General features: G+C 71.1%; 23 protein-coding genes. 5 read left to right on the top strand and 18 right to left on the bottom strand.

Annotation, left to right across the window (positions count from 1 at the left end):
* Positions 1–929 (bottom strand): STAS domain-containing protein (locus tag E6J59_10775; protein TMB19835.1); only part of this gene is annotated, 929 nt, incomplete at its 3' end.
* Between the two features lie 1,019 nt (positions 930–1,948).
* Here E6J59_10775 and E6J59_10770 point away from each other — a divergent pair.
* From E6J59_10770 to polX, 4 genes are all read left to right on the top strand, one after another.
* Entirely contained in the window at positions 1,949–3,130 is a 1,182-nt protein-coding gene (locus tag E6J59_10770) for an efflux RND transporter periplasmic adaptor subunit (protein ID TMB19834.1), read from the top strand.
* The gene (locus E6J59_10765; GenBank protein TMB19833.1) at positions 3,130–3,852 is read left to right on the top strand and encodes an ABC transporter ATP-binding protein; all 723 of its coding nucleotides are present in this window, start codon (positions 3,130–3,132) and stop codon (positions 3,850–3,852) included. Before E6J59_10770 ends, E6J59_10765 begins: the two co-directional genes overlap by 1 nt.
* Positions 3,849–5,072 (top strand): FtsX-like permease family protein, encoded by a 1,224-nt coding sequence (locus tag E6J59_10760; GenBank protein ID TMB19832.1) that lies wholly within the window; start codon positions 3,849–3,851, stop codon positions 5,070–5,072. Before E6J59_10765 ends, E6J59_10760 begins: the two co-directional genes overlap by 4 nt.
* A 128-nt stretch (positions 5,073–5,200) precedes the next feature.
* Positions 5,201–6,946, top strand: a complete 1,746-nt coding sequence (polX, locus tag E6J59_10755) for a DNA polymerase/3'-5' exonuclease PolX (GenBank protein ID TMB19831.1) — start codon at positions 5,201–5,203, stop codon at positions 6,944–6,946.
* Positions 6,947–6,964: 18 nt separating this feature from the next.
* Here polX and E6J59_10750 read toward each other — a convergent pair whose 3' ends face one another.
* Entirely contained in the window at positions 6,965–8,041 is a 1,077-nt protein-coding gene (locus E6J59_10750) for a Zn-dependent alcohol dehydrogenase (GenBank protein TMB19830.1), read from the bottom strand.
* A gap of 178 nt (positions 8,042–8,219) precedes the next feature.
* Here E6J59_10750 and E6J59_10745 point away from each other — a divergent pair, with 178 nt between their 5' ends.
* A complete protein-coding gene (locus tag E6J59_10745; protein ID TMB19829.1) occupies positions 8,220–8,807 on the top strand; it encodes a hypothetical protein in 588 nt (195 codons plus the stop codon).
* Between the two features lie 205 nt (positions 8,808–9,012).
* Here the strand turns inward: E6J59_10745 and moeB are convergent, their stop codons facing one another.
* The 16 genes from moeB to E6J59_10665 all read right to left on the bottom strand — a co-directional run bounded on the left by moeB (position 9,013) and on the right by E6J59_10665 (position 23,031).
* Positions 9,013–10,242 (bottom strand): molybdopterin-synthase adenylyltransferase MoeB, encoded by a 1,230-nt coding sequence (gene moeB / locus E6J59_10740; GenBank protein ID TMB19828.1) that lies wholly within the window; start codon positions 10,240–10,242, stop codon positions 9,013–9,015.
* A 4-nt stretch (positions 10,243–10,246) separates the two neighbouring features.
* Positions 10,247–10,471: a hypothetical protein gene (locus tag E6J59_10735; GenBank protein TMB19827.1), complete on the bottom strand. Its 225-nt coding sequence runs from the start codon at positions 10,469–10,471 to the stop codon at positions 10,247–10,249.
* On the bottom strand, positions 10,468–11,070 hold the full coding sequence (locus E6J59_10730) for an NADH-quinone oxidoreductase subunit I (protein ID TMB19826.1): 603 nt from the start codon (positions 11,068–11,070) through the stop codon (positions 10,468–10,470). Before E6J59_10730 ends, E6J59_10735 begins: the two co-directional genes overlap by 4 nt.
* Positions 11,071–11,082: 12 nt before the next feature.
* The gene (locus E6J59_10725; protein TMB19825.1) at positions 11,083–11,745 is read right to left on the bottom strand and encodes an ATP-dependent protease; all 663 of its coding nucleotides are present in this window, start codon (positions 11,743–11,745) and stop codon (positions 11,083–11,085) included.
* Complete coding sequence (locus E6J59_10720; protein TMB19824.1) at positions 11,721–12,131, bottom strand: transcriptional repressor; 411 nt, start codon at positions 12,129–12,131, stop codon at positions 11,721–11,723. The genes E6J59_10725 and E6J59_10720 overlap by 25 nt, the downstream gene beginning before the upstream one ends.
* The gene (locus tag E6J59_10715) at positions 12,121–12,744 is read right to left on the bottom strand and encodes a DUF3501 family protein (GenBank protein ID TMB19823.1); all 624 of its coding nucleotides are present in this window, start codon (positions 12,742–12,744) and stop codon (positions 12,121–12,123) included. Before E6J59_10715 ends, E6J59_10720 begins: the two co-directional genes overlap by 11 nt.
* Positions 12,745–12,749: 5 nt before the next feature.
* Positions 12,750–14,024, bottom strand: a complete 1,275-nt coding sequence (locus E6J59_10710; protein TMB19822.1) for a 4Fe-4S dicluster domain-containing protein — start codon at positions 14,022–14,024, stop codon at positions 12,750–12,752.
* 4 nt (positions 14,025–14,028) lie between these two features.
* Positions 14,029–14,454 carry a rubrerythrin gene (locus tag E6J59_10705; GenBank protein TMB19821.1) on the bottom strand — a complete coding sequence of 142 codons (426 nt, stop codon included), beginning with the start codon at positions 14,452–14,454 and terminating at the stop codon, positions 14,029–14,031.
* A 172-nt stretch (positions 14,455–14,626) separates the two neighbouring features.
* Positions 14,627–15,235, bottom strand: coding sequence for a glutathione S-transferase family protein (locus E6J59_10700; GenBank protein TMB19820.1), 609 nt, complete (start codon positions 15,233–15,235; stop codon positions 14,627–14,629).
* Positions 15,236–15,351: 116 nt separating this feature from the next.
* Positions 15,352–16,221 (bottom strand): lipoyl synthase, encoded by an 870-nt coding sequence (lipA, locus tag E6J59_10695; GenBank protein TMB19837.1) that lies wholly within the window; start codon positions 16,219–16,221, stop codon positions 15,352–15,354.
* 2 nt (positions 16,222–16,223) lie between these two features.
* The gene (gene lipB, locus E6J59_10690; GenBank protein ID TMB19819.1) at positions 16,224–16,901 is read right to left on the bottom strand and encodes a lipoyl(octanoyl) transferase LipB; all 678 of its coding nucleotides are present in this window, start codon (positions 16,899–16,901) and stop codon (positions 16,224–16,226) included.
* Positions 16,894–18,282: a dihydrolipoyl dehydrogenase gene (gene lpdA / locus E6J59_10685; GenBank protein TMB19818.1), complete on the bottom strand. Its 1,389-nt coding sequence runs from the start codon at positions 18,280–18,282 to the stop codon at positions 16,894–16,896. The genes lipB and lpdA overlap by 8 nt, the downstream gene beginning before the upstream one ends.
* Entirely contained in the window at positions 18,279–19,559 is a 1,281-nt protein-coding gene (locus E6J59_10680; protein ID TMB19836.1) for a 2-oxo acid dehydrogenase subunit E2, read from the bottom strand. The genes lpdA and E6J59_10680 overlap by 4 nt, the downstream gene beginning before the upstream one ends.
* Before the next feature lie 143 nt (positions 19,560–19,702).
* Entirely contained in the window at positions 19,703–20,743 is a 1,041-nt protein-coding gene (locus E6J59_10675; protein TMB19817.1) for a pyruvate dehydrogenase complex E1 component subunit beta, read from the bottom strand.
* Entirely contained in the window at positions 20,736–21,689 is a 954-nt protein-coding gene (gene pdhA, locus E6J59_10670) for a pyruvate dehydrogenase (acetyl-transferring) E1 component subunit alpha (protein ID TMB19816.1), read from the bottom strand. The genes E6J59_10675 and pdhA overlap by 8 nt, the downstream gene beginning before the upstream one ends.
* A gap of 640 nt (positions 21,690–22,329) precedes the next feature.
* Positions 22,330–23,031, bottom strand: a complete 702-nt coding sequence (locus tag E6J59_10665) for a ribonuclease HII (protein ID TMB19815.1) — start codon at positions 23,029–23,031, stop codon at positions 22,330–22,332.
* Positions 23,032–23,035 lie beyond the last annotated feature (4 nt).

The following is a 23,035-nucleotide window of genomic DNA, read 5'->3' as shown; positions in this document are numbered from 1 at the left end:
ACCACCTGGTACCCGAGCAGCCGCTCCGCTTCTTCGATGCCGCCCTGCAGGTCCCCAACGGTGTTCATCTTGCTCAGGTCGACGCCGATGGTGACGAGCGTCTGGGCGATCTCGGGCGACAGGCCGGTGACGATCACCTTGGCGCCCTGGAGCCGCGACGCATCCACGGTTCGCACCAGGTGGTTCGCCACGTCGGCGTCCATGGCCGGGACGCCCGTGATGTCGATGACGACGACCTTGGCGCGGTTGGCGCGGATGGCGCGCAGGAGCTGCTCGGTCAGCTGGCGGGCGCGCTGGCCGTCGATGAGCCCGATGATCGGCAGGATGAGCAGCCGCTCGCGCACCGGCAACACGGGCGTGGACAGCTCGCGGATGGCTTCCTGCTGCTCGCGGATCACCCGCTCGCGCTCGTGCACGAACCCCGCCGCCACGGTCGTCGCGATGCGGTTTGCGGCGGGCTCGTAGGCGTCGAGGACCCGGTTCAACAGCGGGAAGTCGGCGCGGTAGTTGGCGAACAGTGAGCGGGCCAGCACGTCGCGCAGGAGCAGCACGATGCCGACCACCTCGCGCGTCTCCACGCCGCGCGGCACGATGCGCTCGGACAGCTGTCCGGCGTAGGCCTGCACCGCCTCGAGGGTGCCGGTCTCCAGGGCATCGAGGTAGTTGTCAAATATGGACGTCGCTTCCGCGAAGATCTCCTCCTGGCTCATCGCCGTGAGGGTCCGCGCCTCGATGATGCGCCGCACCCATTCGTCGCGAAGTTGAACGCGACACTGCCGCAGGTGCGCCACGATCTCACGCAGAAGCACCGCCGCCGAGGTCCGGGCCGGCGGAGGTGCGTCCGGCTCGGCAGAGCGCCGGCCGGTCCTCGCGGGCGCCAACCGCGGGCGGGCAGGGGCAGCCGGCACGGGCGAGCGATACGCTCTCATGACTTCGCCCTCCTGTTGCGGTCTAGTGTGGTGTGGACACCACACTAGCTGTAGCTATGGCTTCGTCCGCCGACTTGCGCAATACAGCCGTCGGGACGGCCGGCGGCGTGCGCCCTCGCTACGTGCATCCGTACCATGGCCCCGCTTGCTCGACCGCGGGCAGATGTTCTCCCGCCCAACATCTCGTGAGCCCGCGTTCTCCGGCGCCAGTGCTCCTCGATCAAAAGGGGCAACCACGCTGCGTCAAGGTGACGAGGCGGTGGCCTGATCCCAGCTGCGCTCCCAGGTGATTACCCTACCCCATTTTCAGGGTTTCAACGGACTTGTTCTCGTTCCTCCCGCCGGCAAAATGATGTCCGTGCGTAGAGTGATGATCACGCTCGCAGAGAGGACGGGAGGACGCACTCGGCCTCTCGATCGAGGGCCGCCTTCGCCACTGCTGGTGGCGTCGAAAGGCGAAGGTTCACTGTTGTAAGGTTCACTCTTTCGGAAAGGAGCATGAGCATGAAACGATTCGCACAGGCACTTCTGGTTGCATCCATGACTTTCCTGGGTAGTACCCTCAGCTTGGCGGACGTGGCGGCGGTGGGCGCCGGGACCGGCGCCGCGGTGGCGGGGGGTGGCGGAGGCGCGGCGGCCGTCGGCACCGCGGCCGCTGCGGCGGTCGCGTCGGACTGCGGGTGCTGCGGCTGCTGCGGGGGCGGGGGCGCCGTCGCCGTGGGTACGGGCGTAGGGGCCGCTGTCGGCGGCGGTGGCGCTGCCGCGGTTGGCATCGGGACCGGCATCGGACTGGCGTTCTGAGATACGCCAGCGACCGCTGAGTGAAAAAAGCCCGCCGGTCTCGGCCGGCGGGCTTTTTTGCTTTTAGGGGAAGTTTCGAGCATGTCCAGGCGTCGTCAGCCACAGACGCTGCGTCGGGCGAGGGCCATTCCCAGCCCTGACCACTCCGCCAGGGTTCCGCTGCCGTCGCTCGGGGGCGGATCGCGGCGGGCGGTTGCGGGGACCGCGGAGGGGCTGAAATGGGCTTGAGGCGTTTGCTGCGGAAGAAGATCGCGTTGCCGATCCTCCTGGGCGGCGTTGCGCTGGCCGGTTTGCGGACGGCATCCCCGCACGCGGCGGGCGAGCGCTACGGGACAGAGGCAGCGGGGCTGGGGGACATCAGCCAGGCCGTGTCGGCCAACGGCACTCTGAACCCGGTGGTGCTGGTGCGCGTGGGCACCCAGGTGTCGGGTACGGTGAGCAAGCTCCACGTTGACTTCAACGACCGGGTCTACCCGGGAGAGGTGCTGGTGGAGCTGGATGACGCCCTGTTTCGCGCCCAGGTGCAGCAGAGCGAGGCCAACGTCGCCAACGCTCGGGCCGCCCTCGAACTCGCCGTCGCCAACGAGGCCAGGATGCGGCAACTGCAGCGCCAGGCTTTAGTCTCCAGGCAAGAACTCGACCAGGCGGTGGAGGCGGCGAAGTCGGCGCGGGCCCAGCTGGCGCTGGCGCGGGCGCAATTGCAGAAGGACCGGACCAATCTCGGCTACACGGTCATCCGTTCGCCGGTGTCGGGCGTGGTCGTGGACCGGCAGGTGGACGTGGGCCAGACCGTCGCGGCGACCTTCCAGACGCCGACCCTGCTGCTCATCGCCCAGGACCTCACCAAGATGCAGATCGATTCGAGTTTCGCCGAGGCGGACATCGGCAACATCCGGGTCGGGCAGCCGGTGAGCTTCAAGGTGGATGCCTTCCCCGACCGCGCGTTCCAGGGGACGGTCAAGCTGATCCGGCTCAATCCGGTGACGCAGCAGAACGTGGTGACCTATGACGTGGTCGTCGCGGTGGACAACCCGAACCAGATCCTGCTGCCGGGGATGACCGCCTACGTGAACATCCTCGTCGCCCGGCGCCAGGGCGTGCTGGCGGTGCCCAACGCGGCGCTGCGCTTCAGGCCCATGGAGCCTGCCCTGGTGGCAGCGTCGCAGCGGGGTCCGGAGGAAAAGCGCGAGGGCCCGACGGCCACGATCTACGTGCTCGAAAACGACCAGCAGCGTGGCCAGCTGCGCCGCGTCAGCATCGTCCCGGGAATCACCGACAACCGCTACACCGAGGTCGTCTCCGGCGAGCTCGAGCCCGGCGCCCAGGTGGTGGTCGAGGACCGGGAAGCCGCCGCTCCGGCGAGCCCATCGGCGAGCACCTTCCAGATACGGCTGTTCTGATGCCGGCCGAACCGGTCATCCGTCTGGCGCACCTCGGCAAGCACTACGAGACTGGGGCGGGGCCCGTTCCGGTGCTGACGGACGTGAACCTCGACATCGAGCCGGCGGAATTCGTCGCCATCATGGGGCCTTCCGGGTCGGGGAAATCGACGCTCATGAACATCCTCGGCTGCCTCGACGCGCAGAGCAGCGGGACCTACGAGTTCGAGGGCCGCGACGTCGGCGCCCTGAACCGGGACCAGCTCGCCGATCTGCGCAACCGGGCGATCGGCTTCGTCTTCCAGGGCTTCAACCTGCTGCCCAGGGCAACCCTGCTGGACAACGTGGCGCTGCCGTTGGTGTATGCGGGCGTCGGCAAGTCGGAGCGGCTCCCCAGGGCGGGCCGGATGCTCGAGCACGTAGGGCTGGGCCCGTATGCAGCGTCGCTACCTGGCCAGATCTCCGGCGGACAGCAGCAGCGCGTCGCCATCGCCCGCGCCCTGGTCAATCGCCCGCGCCTGATTCTGGCGGACGAGCCCACGGGCAACCTGGACAGGCGGACCAGCCAGGAGATCATGGGGCTCTTGCGGCAGCTCAACGCCGAAGAGGGGATCACCATCGTCCTGGTGACCCACGATCCAGACATCGCCGCCAACGCCGGGCGCCTGGTGCAGCTGGTGGACGGGCAGGTGGCGCACGATGGCCAGCTGCCGCGCCGCGTGCCAGGCCGGAGATCGGCATGAAGATCGGCCCCCTGCTGAGCGAAGCCTGGCAGGCGATGGGCGCAAACCGGCTGCGCACCTTCCTCACCATGTTGGGAATGATGATCGGGGTGGGCGCGGTCATCATGATGCTCGCCGTCGGACAGGGGGCCCGGGACCTGGTGGACCGGTCCATCGTCTCCATGGGCCGCAACCTGTTCGTCGTCCTCGCGGGTTCCGCCACCGCCAGTGGCGTGCGGCTCGGTACGGGCAACGTCCCCACCCTGACCCTCGGGGATGCGGAGGCCCTGGAACAAGTGCCCACCGTCGGCGCGGTGGTGCCGATCCTGCCCGGCACTGCCCAGGTCGTCTACGGGGCGAACAACTGGGGGACCAACGTGCTGGGCACCACGCCACGCTTCCTCGACGTGCGCAACTGGCGTCTGTCCGCGGGATTGCCGTTCAACGATTCGGACATGCGTTCGGCAACGCAGGTCGCCCTGCTCGGGCAGACCGTGGTGAAGAACCTGTTCGGCGACGAGGATCCGGTCGGGAAGACCGTCCGGATCGGCAAGAGCCCATACGTTGTGATGGGCACCCTCGCTGCCAAGGGGCAGAGCCTGGACGGCCGGGACCAGGATGACGCCGTCCTGATCCCGGTCACCACCGCCCAGCGGAAGCTCTTCGGCAGTCAGTTCCAGGGCAGCGTGCGCTTCATGATCGCCCAGGCCGCATCGGCAGAGGCCATGCCTGCGGCGGAGCGGGACATGACGCAACTCTTGCGCCAGCGCCATCGTCTCGCCGACGGCGTCGACAACGACTTCAGCATTCGCAACCTCACCGCCCTCGTCAACACGGCGGCAGAAACCACCCGCACGATGTCGCTGATGCTGGGGGCGATCGCCTCGATTTCCCTGCTGGTGGGGGGCATCGGGATCATGAACATCATGCTCGTCTCGGTCACCGAGCGCACGCAGGAAATCGGCATCCGCTGCGCCACCGGCGCCCGCGCCCGGGACATTCGGCTGCAGTTCCTGCTGGAGGCGCTCATCCTGTCCGTCGTCGGTTGCCTGGTGGGCGTGTTCCTGGGGGTGGGCGGCGGGCTGCTCGTCAGCCTCGTCGCCCGAATGGCGGTCGTCGTCACATTGAGCTCGGTCGTCGTGGCGTCGCTGGTCGCCGCCGGGGTGGGCATCTTCTTCGGCCTCTACCCGGCCGACAAGGCCGCCCGCCTGAAGCCCATGGACGCCCTCCGCTATCAGTAGCCGCAGGCTGCAAGCTGCCTGAACGCACGGACTGCAACCCCGGTGCCTCCGGCAGCTTCGACCCGTTCCGGCGACTCCGGCCCGGAGCCTGGCGGCCGGGACGCCGACGCGCTAACCGTGGGGCCACGATGCGCAACGCCGAGCTCGCTCGCGTCTTCCGGGACATCGCCGCCTATCTCGACATGGACGACGTGCCCTTCAAGCCGCGCGCCTACGAGAAGGCGGCGCAGGCGATCGAGTCGCACGACCGGCCGCTCGAGCAGCTCTACCGCGCGGGCGGCGTGAAGGCCCTGCTCGAGATTCCCGGTATCGGCGCCTCGATGGCCGAGAAGCTGGAGGAGCTGATCGCAACGGGAAAGTGCAAGCTGCGCGAGGAGTACCACCGCCGCATGCCGGTCGATCTGGCCGCGCTGACCGCGCTCGAGGGCGTGGGGCCGAAGGGGGTGAAGGTCCTCTACCAGCGGCTCCGTGTGCGCACGCTCGCCGACCTGGAAGCCGCGGCGCGCGCCGGCAAGGTCCGCGCCCTCCCCCACTTCGGCGAGAAGAGCGAGCAGAATATCCTGAAGGCACTCGCCTTCGTGCAGACGAGCGGGCAGCGCACGCCGCTCGCCGCCGTGCGGCCCGTGATCGACGAGCTGGCCGCGGCGCTCGCGCGCGCGCCGGGTGTGACGCGCGTCGAGGTCGCGGGCTCGATCCGCCGCCGCAAGGAGACGGTCGGCGATGCCGACCTCCTGGTCCTCGCACGCAAGGCCGAGGCGGCGATCGCCGCTTTCGCGAAGCTGGCGGCGGTGGCGCGCGTGCTCGGCCAGGGCGAGACCAAGTGCAGCGTGAAGCTCCGCGACGGGCTGCAGGTGGACCTGCGCGTCGTGCCCGAGGAGAGCTTCGGAGCGGCGCTCCTCTACTTCACGGGGAGCAAGGCGCACAACGTCGCCCTCCGGCAGCTCGCCATGAAGAAGGGCTGGAAGCTGAACGAGTATGGCCTGTTCCGCGGCACGCGGCGGATCGCGGGTCGGACCGAGGAGGATATCTTCGACCGCCTCGGCCTCGCCTGGATCCCGCCCGAGCTGCGCGAGGACCAGGGCGAGATCGACGCGGCGCGCGCGGGCACGCTCCCCCGCCTGGTCGAGGCGGGCGATCTGCGCGGCGACCTCCAGACGCAGACCAACTGGACCGACGGCGCCGACTCGCTGGAAGCGATGGCCCGCGCGGCGCGGGACGCCGGCCTCGAGTACATCGCCATCACCGACCACACCGTGAGCCTCGCCATGACGGGCGGCTGCGACGCCAGGAAGCTCCGCCGCCAGATGCGCGAGATCGAACGCCTCAACGCAAAGCTCGACGGCATCCGGGTCCTCACGGGCGCCGAGGTCAACATCAATCGGGACGGCACGCTCGACATCGACGACGAGACTCTCGCCCGGCTCGACGTGGTCGGCATCGCGATCCATTCGCACTTCAACCTCCCGCGCGGGGAGCAGACCAACCGAATCATCCGCGCCATGCGCAACCCGCACGCCGACATCCTCTTCCACCCGACCGGCCGTGTGATGCAGAAGCGCGAGCCCTACGACGTCGACATCGAGGCGGTGATCGCCGCTGCCAGGGAGACCGGCACCGTGCTCGAGCTCGACGCCTACCCCGACCGGCTCGACCTGCGCGACGAGCACGTGCGGCGCGCGACCGAGGCCGGCGTTCCCATCGTCATCGACTCGGACGCGCACAGCGTGAAGCACCTCGGCTTCCCGCGCACCTACGGCGTAGAGCAGGCCCGCCGCGGCTGGGCGACCGCGACGGACGTGCTCAATACGCGGCCGGTGGAGGCGTTCCTCGCCGGGCTGAAGGGTGGGACGCCGCGGGCGCGGCGTCCCGCCTGAGCGCGCGGCTCCCAGGCGTCAGGTGATGACGCTCCGGATCACCTCGCCCGCTTCCATCGCCCGAAAGGCGTCGTTCACGCCCTCGAGCCTGATGGTCTTCGACACCATCGCGGAGGTGTCGAGACGGCGGGTCTCGATCAGCTCGACGAAGCGCGGGAAGTCGCGCCGTACCTGCGCCGAGCCGTACTTGCAGCCTTTCACGGTCTTCTCCTCGTAGAAGATGCCGAACGCGGGCAGCGTGAACTGCGCGTCGAAGCGCGCCATGCCGACGATGATCACCTCGCCGCCGCGGCGCGCGAGGTTGTAGGTGGTCAGGATGGTCTCCGGGAGCCCGATCACCTCGAAGCCGTAGTCGGCGCCCCGCCCGCCGGTGAGGGCTTTCACCTGCTCGACCGGGTCGCCCTTCGACGGGTCGAGGACGTCCGTCGCGCCGAGTTGCTTCGCGGTCTTTCGCTTGAGCTCCTGAGGGTCGATCGCGATGATGCGGCCGGCGCCTGCGATGCGCGCGCCCTGGATGACCGCCTGGCCGACACCGCCGCAGCCGAGGACCGCGACTGTGGAGCCCGGCCTCACCTTCGCCGTGTTGAGCGCCGCGCCGACGCCGGTCGTGACGCCGCACCCGATGAGCGCGAGCTGCGCGTCCGGGAGATCGGTCTCGACCTTCACCACGGACGCCTCGTCGACCGTCATCACCTTGGCGAACGTGCCGAGGCCGGTCATGCAGAAGTACGGGTTGCCGTCAGGCCGGGTCCCGCGCACCTGCATCGAGACCTCGGGCTCGCGCTCGCAGAGCTCGGTCTGCTCGCGCAAGCAGTGCCAGCAGGCGCCGCACGCGGGCACGAAGGACGCGATGACCCGGTCGCCCTTCTTCACGCGCGACACCTCAGGGCCGACCTCGACGACGCGTCCCGCGCCCTCGTGGCCGAGCACCATGCCCGGCGGGACGGGGACGTAGCCGCGCATGATCGACAGGTCCGAGTGGCAGACGCCGCTCGCTCCGATCTCGACGATGACGTCGCGCGGGCCGGGCGGGTTGGGCTGCACCTCCTCGAGGGACAGGGCGGTGGAATTTCCGTCGTAGACAGCCGCTTTCATTGGGGTCTCCGATCGCGCGCAATAGTGATGGGCGTCATGTACCCCGTCTCGGCGCTCCGAGGAAGAGGGCGCTTCCCGCCCCCCACCTCCGGCGCGGACGGTGGCGCGCACCCTCCTCGGCTTCGAGTGAGGCGTTCGGATATACATCCCTTGCGCGCGAGTGCAACGCGCACCGATCATGAGCGTGACGCGAGTGTCGTGGGCGGCGGTGTTCGGCGACGATGGCCCGGTCGAGGTCGAGATCGGCCCGGGACGCGGCGAGCTGCTGCTCGCCTTCGCCACGGCCGCTCCGGCCACCAACTTCTTCGCCATCGAGCGCGCGGCACACGTCGCGGCAGCGATCATGGAGAAGGCGGCCGCGCGGTGGCTCGCGAACGTGCGCGTCGTCGCCGGCGACGCGCGCTGCATCATCGCGCGCCTGGTCCCCGACGCCTCGGTCGCCGCGTATCACGTCTACTTTCCCGATCCCTGGCCGAAGACGCAGCACCGCGCGCGCCGCCTGACCGACCCGCGCTTCGCGGCCGAGCTGGCGCGAACGCTGACGGGGGGCGGCACCGTCCACCTCGCCTCCGACCTTCGTCCGCTGATCGACGACTTCACGGCGGTCCTGGCGACCGCGGGACTCGTCCCGCAGACCGGCGCGACGCCTCCCGCGGGGCGGCCGACCACGGCCTTCGAGCGGAAGTACGCGCGGGCGGGCACCCACTACGCCCGCTTCGTTCGCCCGCGAGGGACGGGGGCTCCGGCTCCCGTTCGTGCGGGCTGAGTGGGATTTGGAACGGCTTGCTGCGTCGCGGAAGGGCGAAAGGCGTGAGGCGCCGGAGCCCCGCTCGTCGGGTGAAGCAAAGCGGGTGCCAGGGAGGGTGAGCCCTCCGTCGAAGGCAGGAGGCGCAGCGCCGCCAGATGTGGCAACGCTGCACTGACCGGTCGCCCTTCCTACCAGAGCAACCGCAGGCTGGCCAAGGTGATGCTCAGGGCGCGGCGGCGGGCTCGGGCGCCTCGGGCTGGTGGCCACCGTCCGGGCCGGCGCCGTTCCCGCTCCCGAGCCCGCAGAACATCTCGTAGTCGATCAGCTTGGTCACCGTCGGCCGCTCGCCGCACACCGCGCACTTGGGATCACGGCGGAGCCGGAGCATGCGCACCTCGCCGGAGAGCGTCTCGAAGTGCATCATGCGGCCGATGAGCGGCGTGCCCTGGCCGAGGATCAGCTTGATCGCCTCGAGCGCCTGCACACAGCCGACGATCCCGGGGAGCACGCCGAGCACGCCCGCCTCGGCGCACGACGGCACGGCCCCGGGGGGCGGCGGCTCGGGGAAGAGGCAGCGGTAGCACGGCCCGTGCGGCGGGTGGAAGACGGTCGCCTGCCCCTCGAACTGCCAGATGGCGCCGTCGACGAGGGGCTTCTTCAGCATGACGCACGCGTCGTTGGCGAGGTAGCGCGTGGGGAAGTTGTCAGAGCCGTTCACCACGATGTCGAACTGCTCGAAGATGCGGAGCGCGTTCTCGGAGGACAGCCGCTCGCGGAACTCGACCACCTTGACGTCGGGGTTGAGGGCCTCGAGCGTGAGCCGCGCCGACTCGGTCTTCGGCATGCCGATGCGGTCGTTGGTGTGCAGGATCTGGCGCTGGAGGTTCGAGAGGTCGACCACGTCCATGTCGACGATGCCGAGCGTGCCGACGCCCGCCGCGGCCAGGTAGAACGCCGCCGGCGAGCCGAGGCCGCCCGCGCCGATGCAGAGCACCTTGGCGCCGAGGAGCTTCGCCTGCCCGGCCTCGCCCACCTCGGGGAGGAGGAAGTGGCGGCTGTAGCGGATCTGCTGCTCGGCGGTGAACTGGCGGTCCTCCTTCACCGGCAGGCCCTGGTTCTTCCACGCCGTGAAACCGCCGCGCATGGAGACCACGTTCGCGTAGCCGAGCTCCTTCAGGATGCGGCCCGCCAGCAGCGAGCGCGTGCCGCCCGCGCAGTAGGCGACGATGGGGGCGTTCTTGTCCGGCACCGCTTCCTCGACCCGCATCTCGAGGAAGCCGCGCGGGAGCGAGATCGCGCCGGGCACGTAGCCCTGGCGGACCTCTTCCTTCTCGCGCACGTCGAGTACGACCGGGTGCTCTCCCTTGTCGAGCCGGGCCTTCACCTGCTCGGGGGACACCTCGGGGACGAGCTGCCGTGCCTCGTCCATGATCTGCTTGTAGGTCTTGGCCATCGCTTCAACCTTCGACACCGTCGAAGAGGTTCATACGGTACTCGAGCCAGCGCGCCACCGCCTCCGCGTAGCGCGGAGAGAAGAGGAGGCGCATTGGACCCAGTATGCGCCACATCGGATACCGACGCGAGAGGGCGAGCGGGTCGCGGGCGAGCCCGAGGAAGTGGCGCAGCTTCTCGCGGTCGGCCCGCTCGAGGAGCCCGCGGCGCCAGAGGGCCACGAGGATCACGTGCGCGGCGGCTCCACGGCCGGACCGATGTCCCGCCCCTCCTGGTACGCCCGCTGCAGGTCCTCCATGAGCGCGTCCCGCCCGCGCTCCTCGAGGATGCGGGAGCGCTCCATGAGGACGGCCTTCGTCTCGATGAAGTCCTCGCGCCGGTAGCCCCATACCCGTGGGTGGACGAACGTGTCCATGCGGATGGCGTCGCACGGGCAGGCCTCCACGCACATCCCGCAGTAGATGCACTGGAGCGTGTCGATCTCATAGCGCACGGGGTATTTCTCCACCTCGGGATCGGGGTGCTCGCCGGCCTCGATGTTGATGCACCTGGCCGGGCACGCGGTCGCGCAGAGGAAGCACGCCGTGCAGCGCACCGAGCCGTCGGGCTTGAGCGTGAGCCGGTGCGCGCCGCGGAAGCCCTCGCTGTAGGGCTTGCGCTCCTCGGGGTACTGCGTGGTCACGGCGGCCCGCCTGTCGCGCGCGAGCCCGAAGAGATGGAGCGTGTGGAGGACCAGGTTGCGCACGAAATGCCGCGTCGTGACGGCGACACCCTGCACCACCTGCGGCAGGTAGAGGCGCTCGGCGAGCGTCAGGCGGGGGGCCTCCACGGCGCGTCTTCCTCAGTGCGCGCGGCCGGGCGTCCCGCCCGGGTGGAGGCGCAGCTCCTCGAGCCGGAACTCGAGCACGTCGGCGAGACGACGCGCGCGCTCGGCGAGCGTCGCCGCCTCGAGGAGCGCCTGCTTGTCGAGCGGCTCGACGTCGAGGTGCTGGGCGAGGAAGTTGACGAAGGTCTCGTCGTCGACGCTGCCGCGCAGCAGGTCCTCCTCGCCCACCGCCTTGCCGCGCAGCACGAGGTAACGGCGCACCAGCGCACCGACACCCTCGCGCAGGCCGGGCGGGAGCGGCGCGGGGTCGGCCGCGCGCCATGCGACCACCGCCTCGCGGTAGGCGGCGCGCTCGAGCTCGCGTACGATCGCGTACTCGCGCAGCCCGCGCAGCACGATGTTGAAGCGGCCCTCGGGCAGCTCCTCGACGTGCACCATCTCGCCCACCGTGCCGGTCGCGAAGATGGGCGGGCGGCCGTAGTAGTCCCGCTGCCAGTCGCCGCGCAGGAGCGCCATGCCGATGAGACGCGCGCCGCGCGCGACTTCGCGCACCATGGCGCGGTAGCGCGGCTCGAAGATGTGGAGCGGGAGCGGCATGCGCGGGAAGAAGACGACGTTCGGGAGAGGGAAGACCGGGATGACCTCGGGCAGCGTCATGACGCCGCCCTGGTGCGGCACGCGCGGCAGCGCCCCGAGAGCACGTACGCGTGCGACGTGACCAGATGGCCGGCGCGGCGCACGGCGCGCAGCCCGGCGAGGGGGCGGCTCGGCGCCAGGTCCTCGATCCGGCCGCAGCCCTCGCACACGAAGTGGTCGTGCGTCGAGGGCGTGGGGTCGAAGCGCGCCACGCGCCCCTCGAGGTAGGTGACGCCGATCCGGCCCTCCTCGGCGAGGCGCTGGAGGTTGCGGTACACCGTGCCCAGGCTGATGCGCGGCATGACCTTGCGCACGCGCGCGAACACACGGTCGGCGCTCGGGTGCTCGACCCCGGAGCTGCGCACGGCCTCGAGCACGACCGAGAGCTGGCGCGTGCTGCGGCGCGCGCGCGGCCGCTCAGCCGCCATCGCGCACCTCCCGCAGCGCGCGGTCCGCGGCCGCCGGGTCGGCCAGGTCGGCGGCCAGGCTCGCGCGCACGGCCTCGGGCAGCAGCGTGCGCGCCCGGTAGCTCGGATGCGCCACCGCGAGCGCGAGCGGGGCCCCGGCCGCGATGCGCCCGCGTCCCTCCGCCTCCAGCGGGAAGCGGACGTATTGGACGGCCGATATCTTCTCCGCCGTCTGCCGCCCCGCCTCGAAGGTCGCCGCCACGCGGAGCTCGCCGCCCACCTCGAGCGTCACGTGCTCGTCGATGCCGACGAGGCGGTTCAGCTCCTCCCTGAGCCGGCGTTGCTCCTCGATCTCGATGAGCAGCGTCGCCGAGAGCTCCCCGGGTCCGGGGAGGAGCGCGTTGTAGACCGCGAGCTCCTCGCGGATGGCGTCCAGGTCGGTGATCCGCTCGATCCAGAGCATCTCCTGCGTCTGATACCAGATCGTGGCGCGGTCCTCGAACAGGAAGGAGAGCCGGTCGCCCACCGCCACCCGCCGGGCCTGCTTGTGGGCGATGATGCGGCGCCGGATGGCGTCGCGCTCGGCGCCGTAGCGCTCCCGGCCGAGGAAGTCTGCGAGCTCGATGGGACGCATGCGGGTCAGCGCGGGAGGGTCCGCCCCTCGTAGGCGGCAAGCAGCGCTTCCACGGGATGATACACGCGCTGCCCACGCGCCTGCTCCATCTGGAGGGCCGCCAGCGGGCAGTCGGAGACCAGCAGGTCGGGCTCCGCCCGCTCGATGTCGCGGAGAAGCGGTCGGGCCACCTTGCACGACTCGTCGTAGAACTCGCGCTTGAAGCCCCAGGTCCCGTCCATGCCCGTGCAACGCTCGATCAGCTCGACGCTCGTCCCCGGCACGAGCCGCAGGGCATCACGCGACTTGAAGCCGATCTCCTGCACGCGGAGATGGCAGGGGGCCTGGTAGGCGACCCTGCCGAGGCCGCCCCGGAAGTCGCGCGCGAGCCTGCCCTCGGACGCGAGCCGCATCAGGTACTCGGCCAGGTCGAAGACGCGGCCCGCCACGCGCGCCGTCACCGCGCCGGGCACCAGGCGCGGGTAATCCTGCTTGAGCATACGGCTGCAGCTCGGCCCCGGCACGACGATGTCGTAGCCCTCCTCGACGAGCGGGCCGAGCGTGGTCAGGTTCCGGCGGGCGCGGCGCGTCGCACCGGCGAGGTCGCCGCCGTCCAACGCCGGCATGCCGCAGCAGACCTGCGGCGGGCAGACGACCTCGACACCGCTTCGCCAGAGAACACGCACCGCTGCCGCGCCGGTTTCGGGGACGTTGAACTCGACCGGCGTGGTGTAGAAGAGCGCGACCTTGCCGCTCCGGCCGAGGTCCGCCGGCGGCGCCTGGCGGCGGAACCAACGGCTGAAGCGCCGCGCATAGCGGGGCAGCCTGCGGCGGCGATCGATGCCGAGCGCCTTCTCCATGCCCCAGCGCAGGAGCCGGTTACGGTTCGCCCAGTTGGCGAGCCGCGGGACGGCGGAGCCGAGCCGCCCGAGCAGCTCGGGGTTGCCGAGGAGGCGGTCGCGGAGCCGGATGCCCTCGCCTTTCGCGCGCGCGATGCGCGCCCCGAGCATCAGGCGCGGGAAGTCGACCGCCCAGCGGTGAGGCGGTGTGTAGGGGCAGTGCGGGTAGCAGAGGTGGCAGCCGAAGCACAGGTCGACGACGCGCCGGTCCTCGGCCGGCGTGAGCGCCGCGCCGTCCCCGTCGTGCTGCTCGTCCGCCGTGTCGAGCAGGTAGTTGAACGAGGGGCAGAGGTTGTAGCAGCGCCGGCAGCCGGAGCAGATGTCGTAGACCCGCTTCGCCTCGGCGGCCAGGGCCGCCGGAGCGGAAGCCTCCGGCGACCCCGCGCCCGCCGTCACGCTCATGCGCTCACTGGCCCAGGGTCTGGAGACCCTTGGTGAAGCGGCCGGCGTGCGACTTCTCGGCCTTGGCGAGCGTCTCGAACCACTCCGCGATCTCCGCGAAGCCCTCGCCGCGCGCGGTCTTCGCGAAACCCGGGTACATCTCGGTGAACTCGTAGGTCTCGCCCTCGATCGCCGACTTCAGGTTCTGGTCGGTCGAGCCGATTGGCGCGTCCGTCACCGGGTCGCCGACCTCCTTCAGGAAGTCGAGGTGCCCGAAGGCGTGGCCGGTCTCGGCCTCCGAGGTGTCGCGGAAGAGCCCGCCCACGTCCGGATAGCCCTCGATGTCCGCGCGGCGCGCGAAGTAGAGGTAGCGGCGGTTCGCCTGCGACTCCCCGGCGAACGCCGTCTTCAGGTTGTCGTGTGTTTTGCTGCCCTTGAGTGCCTTTGCCATCATCCCTCCTGCAGGGCGGGGGCGATTCCGGCCGCCGCCCGTGATCTTTTGCGAACGATTCCTATTACGATCATGGGCGGATCGTGTCAACCACCCCGCGGGCCGCGAAAGTCGGCACCGGGCGCGCGCCGGACCCGGTCAGGTCACGACCGAGCCGGCTCGGAGGACACCGTCAGAGCCCGAGGCTGCGCACGCTCGACCGCGCCCGGATGCGGTCGATCCAGCTCTGCACGGGGGCGAGCGCCGGCTCGAGCTCCACGCCGAGACGCCCGAGCACCATGATGCGCGGGGCAAACGCCATGTCGGCGAGCGTGAACTCCTTGCCGACCAGGTACTCGTGCCCGCCGAGAGCATCGCCCAGGAAGTAGAGGCTCCGGCGCAGCTCGTCGCGTGCCTGCTCGACGCGTTGCTGGTCCCGCTCCGCGTCGGGCTTGCGGAGCTGGGCAAGCAGCGCGGTGGTCGGGGGGATGAAGGAGTTGTCGCAGTAATCCTCGAGGAGACGTACCCTGGCCCGCCCCTGCGAGTCCTCCGGCATCAGCCGGGGGAGGGGGTACTCGTCCTCCAGGTACTCGTTGATGATCGTCGAGTCGTAGATGACCTCGTCCTCGTCGACCAGGACCGGGACCTTGCCGTACGGATTCAGGCGCAAGAAGTCGGGTGACTTCTGCTCCTGCTTGCGCAAGTCGACGAATATCTTCTCGTACTCGAGGTCCTTCTCCGCCAGCATGACACGCACCTTCTGGCAGAACGGACAGTCCGGATAATCATACAGCTTCAGCATCTTGCTCGTCGCCTCCTTCCGCCTCCACCGCCACTGCCGCCACTACGGACGAGCGCACACGCTAATGGAAATGGTCCGGGCAGGCAAGATTCGGGCCGCTCCGAAGTCCCTTATTTTTACAAGTTTTTTGCAGGGGGGACGTGCGACCAGGCATGGTACGAGCTACGCACGAGGGGGCCGGCCTCCACGTGGCGGAAGCCGAGCGCCAGGGCCTCGGCGCGCAGCACGGCGAACTCCTCCGGGGGGACGTAGCGCTCTATGGGCAGGTGCTCGGCGGAGGGTCGCAGGTACTGACCAAGGGTCAGGATGTCGCAGCCGATACGGCGTAAGTCAGCGAAAACGCTAACGAGTTCCTCGCGTGTCTCACCGAGGCCGAGCATCAGCCCGGTCTTCGTGAGGAGCCGGTCCCCCGTGCGACGGGCGGCCTCGAGCACGGCGAGGGAGCGCTCGTAGCGGGCGCCCGCCCGCACCCGGCGGTAGAGCCGGGGGACGGTTTCCAGGTTGTGATTGAAGACGTCGATGGGCGAGGCCCCGACCTCGGCGACCGACGCCAGGTTTCCCTGGAAGTCCGGCACCAGGACCTCGACCCCACACGCGGGCACGAGCCGCTCGATGGCGCGCGCCGTGGCGGCGAAGTGCGCCGCTCCGCCGTCGGGGAGGTCGTCCCGGTTGACCGACGTCACCACCACGTGGCGGAGGCCCAGCCGCGCTACCGCCGAGGCCACGCGGAGCGGCTCGCCGGGGTCGACGGCGCGCGGACGGCCGTGGGTCACGGCACAGAAGCCGCAGTTGCGCGTGCAGGTGTCGCCGAGCAGCATGAAGGTGGCGGTTCTGTGCCCCCAGCACTCGCCGATGTTGGGGCACCGCGCTTCCTGGCAGACGGTGTGAAGGCCCAGCTCCCGCACCGTCGCCATCGTCTCGGCGAACCCCGGACCGCCCGGCGCGCGAACCTTGAGCCAGGGCGGATGCCGCCGCGCGACCGCCATGCTCACGGGCGCGCCTCCCCGCCGAGCGCATCGGTCTCGAGCGCCGCCCACCCCCGATAGCCGAAGGTGGCGACGAATCGCCCGAGGACGACCGGCACGACGGCACCCACCTCGCCGGGCCCTCCCTCGCGCGCGACGGACGTCATCTCCACACCGGTGATGCCACAGGGCGTGATCGGAGCGAAGCCGCTCACGTCGAGGGCGACGTTCAGCGCAAAGCCGTGCCAGGCCACCCAGCGGCGGAGCGCGATGCCGATCGAGGCGATCTTGCGCTCGCCGACCCACACGCCGCGGAGCCCCGCGCGCTGCCCCGCGGCGATGCCGAGATCGGCGAGCGTGCCGATGAGGACGCTCTCGAGCATCTCGAGATACCAGCGCACGTCGGGCCGGAAGGCGCGGAGCCCGATGATCGGGTAGCCAACCAGCTGCCCGGGCCCGTGGTAGGTGACCTGGCCACCGCGGTGGGCCCGGAAGACCGGCACGTCGCCCGCCGCCGTGCCGAGAAAGCGCGGGTCGGCGCCGCGGCCCAGGGTGTAGACGGGGGGATGCTCGAGGAGGAGGAGCGCGTCGGGCCCGCCGGCGAGCCGCCGTGCGACCAGCGCCTCCTGCCAGGCGAGCGCGCGCCCGTACTCGACCCGTCCGGGGAGGCCCACCTCGAGCCGCATGGCCGGATCAGACATTGATCCCCTCGCCGCGCGCGACGAGCGCCGCCTCGCGCAGCGCCTCCGCCATGGTCGGGTGCGCGTGCACCGTCGCCACCAGCTCCTCGGTGGTCGCTTCCAGCGTGCGCGCTAGCCCGGCCTCGGCGATCAGATCCGTCACGCCCGCGCCGATCATGTGCACGCCCAGGATCTCGCCGCGGCGCGCCTCGCTCACCACCTTGACGAAACCCTCCGTGTGGCCGCTCGCCATCGCCTTGCCGAGAGCGCGGAAGGGGAACTTGCCGACGCGAAGCTCGTGGCCGCGGGCGCGGGCCTCCGCCTCGCCGAGCCCGACCGCCGCGACCTCGGGCATGCAGTAGATGCACGCGGGCACCCGGGTCGGGTCGAGCCCCTGCCCCTCGGCGCACCTCCCGGCCATCGTCTCCACCGCCACGATCCCCTGCGCCGAAGCGGCGTGCGCGAGCAGCAGAGGCCCGACGAGGTCGCCGATGGCATGCACGCCAGCGGCGCTCGTGCGCATGTTCGCGTCGACCACCACGAAGCCCTGCTCCGTCCGCACGCCAGCCTCGTCGAGCCCGAGGTCGTCGGAGAGCGGCGCGCGCCCGACCGCGACCAGCACCTGCGCGGCCTCCAGCGCGCGCGACCCGTCCGCGCCCGCCACCGTGACCCGCGCTCCACCCTCGTGGCGCACGAGGCTCTGGTAGCGGTGGCCCACCAGCACGTCGATCCCCTGGCGCGCGAAGGCGCGCGCCAGCTCGCGTCCGAGGTCGGCGTCCATACCGGGGAGCAGGGTCTCCTCCATCTCGACCACGGTCACCCTGGCCCCGAAAGTGGCATAGACGTACGCGAACTCGACGCCCACGGCCCCGCCGCCGACGATCACGACCGACGCCGGGAGCACCGGCCGCTCGAGCGCCTCGCGGCTGGTGAGCACGACCTCGCCGTCGATCTCGAGCCCGGGCAGCGTGCGCTCGCGGCTCCCGGTGGCGAGGAGGACGAAGCGCGCGCCCATCCGCGCGCCGTCGACCGTCACGCCGCCGCGCACGAGCCGGCCCACGCCGTGGTGGTATGCGATCCCGTTCTTCTTGAACAGGAGGTCGACGCCCCTCGCCTGCCGGTCGGCCACCTCGCGGCTCCGCGCGATGACCCGCGCGTAGTCGACGCGCACGTTGTCGGCGAGGATGCCGCGCCGGGCGCCGTCCTTCACGTCGGCGAAGAGCGCCGCGTCGGCCAGGATCGCCTTCGACGGGATGCAGCCCCAGTTGCCGCACACGCCGCCCGGGCGGTCGCGCTCGACGACCGCGGTGCGGAGCCCGAGCTGCGCGGCCCGGATGGCCGCCACGTAGCCGCCCGGGCCTGCTCCGAGCACGACCAGGTCGTATTCGGCCGACCGGGTCACAGGACGAGCGCGAGCGGGTTCTCGAGGAGCCCCTTCAGCTCACGCAGGAAGCGCCCCGCGAGCACGCCGTCGATGATGCGGTGGTCGCAGGAGAGGGTGACCGTCATCATCCGCCCGGGGACGACCTGGCCTTCGCGCACGACGGGCGTCTCGCGGATCGTCCCCACCGCCAGGATCGCCGCCTGCGGCGGGTTGATCACCGCCGCGAACTCCGTGACCGGCAGCATGCCGAGGTTGGAAACGGTGAAGGTGGCGCCCGTCAGGTCGTCCGCCGCGAAGCGCCCGCTGCGTGCCCGCTCGAGGAGGGCGCGCGCCTGGCGCACGATGGCCGCGAGCGGCTCGCGGTCGCAGTGGCGCACCACCGGCACGACGAGGCCGTCGGCCACCGCCGTCGCCACGCCGACGTTGACCGCCTCGTGGAGCGCCATCGCGTCACCGTCGTAGGACGCGTTCAGCTCGGGCACGCGCGTGAGCGCGAGGCCCACCGCCTTCAGCACGACGTGCGTGTAGGTGAGGCCCTCGTACTCGCCCTCGAGCGCAGCGAGCGCCTCCTTCAGCCGCGCCGCCTCGTCCATCGCGATCTCGGTCGAGGCGTAGAAGTGCGGGACCTCGCGCTTCGCCTCGCCCATGCGCTTGGCGGTGGTGCGCCGGATGCGCGAGAGCTCGACGCGGCTTCCCGCCGCCGGGCGCGGCTCGGCGGGCGCTGCCGGCTTCCGGGGCGCGGGGGCCGTGCCGCCGCGGGCGGCCAGCGCTGCCTCCACGTCCTTCTGCACGATGCGTCCGCCGGGGCCGGTGCCGCTGACCTGTCCGAGATCGAGGCCGTGATCGCGCGCGATCCGCCGGGCGAGTGGCGAGGCCTTCACGGCCGCGCTGGCGCCGAGGCTCTCCCCGGGCTCGGGGCGCCGCACGACCGTCGGCCGGAAGCCCTCACGACCCGCCTCGGCCTTCGCGGGCGCCGCCCGCGGCGTGCCGGGCGCCGCTTTCGCAGCGGGCGCGGCGGGCGCTGCCTTCGCGGCCTTCTCGGCTCCCGCCGCCGGCCGCGCGGCCGAGCCCTCCCCCGGCGCGGCGAGGACGGCGATCACCGCGCCGACCGGCGCCGACTCGCCCTCCTGCACCCGCACCTCGGCGAGCGTGCCTTCGTCGTAGGCCTCGAGCTCCATGTTCGCCTTGTCCGTCTCGACCTCGGCGATGATCTCGCCGATCGCCACGCCGTCGCCGGGATGCTTGAGCCACTTCAGTATTTTGCCCTCCTCCATGGTGTCGGAGAGCTTGGGCATGGTGACGTCGATCGACATGGGCGAACGGTCAGGGAACCACGCGGCCGGCGCTCGTGCAACCGCCGGCGCAGGCTGCGCGCCGCTCTAGCGTGAGTGAGGCGGGCGGGTTCCGGGACCGGCCGCAGCCGCCGACGAGCAGCCGGCTACCGCCCGCGCTGCGCGCGCGCCGGGTGGACGGGGGCGCCCACCCTCCTCTCCTCCGCCCCGAGCAGCCGGCGCACGGTCGCGACGACCCGCGCCGGCGACGGCAGCACCAGCTCCTCCAGGTTGCGCGCGTAGGGCATCGGCACGTCGAGGCTGGTCACGCGCTCGGGCGGGGCGTCGAGGTCCTCGAAGGCGTCGCGCGCGACCAGCGCGACGACCTCGGCTCCCACACCGGCGAACGGCCACCCTTCCTGCACGACGACGCAGCGGTGCGTCCTCCGCACGGACGCGAGGATCGCTCCCGCGTCGAGGGGGCGAACGGTCCGCACGTCGACCACCTCGGCCTCGATGCCGTCGGTGGCGAGCTGCTCGGCCGCCTTGAGAGAGGTGTGCAGCATCTTGGACCAGGTGACGAGCGTCACGTCACGCCCCGGGCGCTTCACGTCCGCGACGCCGAGCGGGATGACGTGCTCGCCCGTCGGCACCTCGCCCTTGAGCGCGTACATCACCTCGCTCTCGATGAAGCAGACCGGATTGTCGTCGCGGATCGCCGCCTTGAGCAGCCCCTTCGCGTCGGCCGGCGTCGAGGGCATGACGACCTTCAGCCCCGGCACGTGCGCGTAGAACCCTTCGAGCGCCTGCGAGTGCTGCGCGGCGAGCGCGTGGGCGGCGCCGCCCGGGCCGCGGAACACGATCGGCAGCGTGAACTGCCCGTTCGCCATGTAGCGCAGCTTGGCGGCGTTGTTGATGACCTGGTCGATCGCCGTCAGCGAGAAGTTCCACGTCATGAACTCGATGATCGGCCGGAGCCCGATCATGGCGGCTCCGATGCCGACCCCGGCGAAGCCGGTCTCGGCGATGGGCGTGTCGATCACGCGCCGCTCGCCGAAGCGCTCGAGCATGCCCTCGGAGACCTTGTAGGCGCCGTTGTAGTGTCCGACCTCCTCGCCCATCAGGAAGATCGACGGGTCGCGCTCCATCTCCTCCACCATCGCCTCGCGCAACGCCTCGCGGAAGGAGATGACTCGCGGCTCAGGCATAGACGTGCTCCTCGACGGTCTCGGGCGCCGGCGCCGGCGACTCCTCGGCGAAGCGGACGGCGTCCTGCACCTGCGCCTTGGCCTCGTCGTCGACCGCTCGGAGCTGCTCGTCGGTCGCGATGCCGAGGGTGCGGATGCGCCCGGCGAGGATGCCGATCGGGTCGCGCTCCATCCACTTCTGCACCTCTTCCTTGGTGCGGTACTTGGCCGGGTCCGCGACCGAGTGGCCGCGGAAGCGGTAGGTCTTCGCCTCGAGGAAGAAGGGCAGGCTGTCTTTTCTGGCTCTGCTGATGGCGTGGCGCACGGCCTCGCGCATCTCGAGGACGTCGTCGCCGTTCACGATCTCCGCCTCCATCGGGTAGCCGCGCGCGCGCACGGCCACGTCCTCGACCGAGAGCGTGCGGTAGAGCGGCGTCCCCATGGCGTACTGGTTGTTCTCGCAGATGAAGACGACGGGCAGCTTCCAGAGCCCGGCCAGCGCGAGGCCCTCGTGGAAGGCGCCCATGTTGGCCGTGCCGTCGCCGAAGAAGCAGAGGGTCACGTCCGGCTCGCCGCGGTACTTGCTCCCGAACGCCACGCCGGCCGCGATCGGCACGTGGCCGCCGACGATCGCCCAGCCGCCGAAGAAGCGCTTGGCGGCGGCGAAGAGGTGCATCGAGCCGCCGCGCCCGCCGCTGCAGCCGGTCGCGCACCCGTAGAGCTCGGCCATCGCGCCGCGCGCGTCACCGGTGCGCGCGAGGTAGTGCGCGTGCTCGCGATACGTCGCGACGATGTAGTCGGTCGGCTCCGCCGCCGAGATGGCGCCCACCGCGACCGCCTCCTGCCCGATGTAGAGGTGGAGGAAGCCGCTCACCTTCCCCTGCGAGTACGCCTTCGCCGCGGCCTCCTCGAAGCGCCGGGAGAGGCACATCTGCCGATAGAGGTCGAGGAGCAGGGTCGCGTCCATGGGGGTCGAAACCGATTATAGGCGTTCCCGGCGTTAGTAAAAGCGCCGACCGGCCGTTAGCATGGGTTTGTGGGTACGCGACCGCCGCTGTCGGCGAGGCTGAGGTTCCACCTGCTCGGCGTGCGCCCCGCTGAACGCTGGCGCGAGTGGGCGGAAGCTCGAGTGATGTCCGCCGCCTGGCTCCCCATGGTCGCGACACGTGTCGCCTTGCCCCTCACCCTCGTGGCCGTCCTCATGTGGGCCCTCACCCCCCTCAGAGCAGCGGCCTGCGCGCTGTTCCTGCTGCTGTTTCTCCTCGTCATGATCCCGCTCGCGCTGGCCATCAAAGATAATGACGTTCACCGGCGCCGTGAGATCGCGCGCATTCGCGGCCTCGGGCCGAAAGGGCGAGGCGGCGTTCTACGCGGTGCTGCTCGTCAACTGGGGACTCGGCGTGTTGGACCGGCGGGGGGACCTGCCCTTGAGCTCGGTTCCGTCTGGCGTGCAGATTGGGCTCGTGCTGGCGATGGTGCTTGCGGTCGCCTGGTGGCGGCATGAGCAGCACGTCTTCGATCGCGAGGTCGCAGTGTCAGGCACTCCACCTCCCTCACCGAGGACGTAGTCGGGCGAAACGCCCCCCGCGCTGCCCGCCCGCGACGCGTCAGTCGGCGGCGAGGAGCGGACCCAGCGCGAGCTGTGGATCCGCCTCACCGCGTGCGGCGGCCCGCACCGGCGCGAAGGAGCGGCGGTGGATGGGCGAGGGGCCGAGCGCGCGGATGGCCGCGAAGTGGGCGCGCGTCGAATAGCCCATGTGGCGCGCGAAGCCGTAGCCGGGGAAGCGCGCATCGAGCGCGCGCATGAGTGCGTCGCGATGGACCTTGGCGACGATCGAGGCCGCGGCGATCGAGCACACGAACGCGTCGCCCTTCGGATAGGCGCTCTGCGGCATGGGGAGGTCGGGGATCTCGCGCCCGTCGACGAGCACGAAGCCCGGCACGAGCGGCAGCGCCTCGAGCGCCCGCCGGCAGGCGGCGAGCCCGGCGCGATAGATGTTGACGCGGTCGATCTCGTCGGGCTCGACCACGCCGATGCCGACGGCGACCGCGCGGCGGCGGATCTCGACGTCGAGCCGCTCGCGCAGAGCGGCGGTCAGGACCTTGGAGTCGGCGACGCCGTCGAGGCGCGTGCCGGGCGGGAAGACGACCGCGGCCGCCACCACGGGGCCGGCGAGCGGTCCCATGCCCACCTCGTCCACGCCCGCGACGTGCCGGATGCCGACCCGCCAGAGGAGCGTCTCGAGATGCGGCGCGGCGGTCGCGGGTCCGCGCCGGCGCTTCCTCGGACGCCGCCCCTCGGCTCCCATCCCC

It is taken from the genome of Deltaproteobacteria bacterium (assembly GCA_005879795.1).
GTDB lineage: Bacteria > Desulfobacterota > Binatia > DP-6 > DP-6 > DP-6.
The sequence above is the reverse complement of the archived record's forward strand: the minus strand, read 5'-3'. Positions and strand labels throughout refer to the sequence as shown.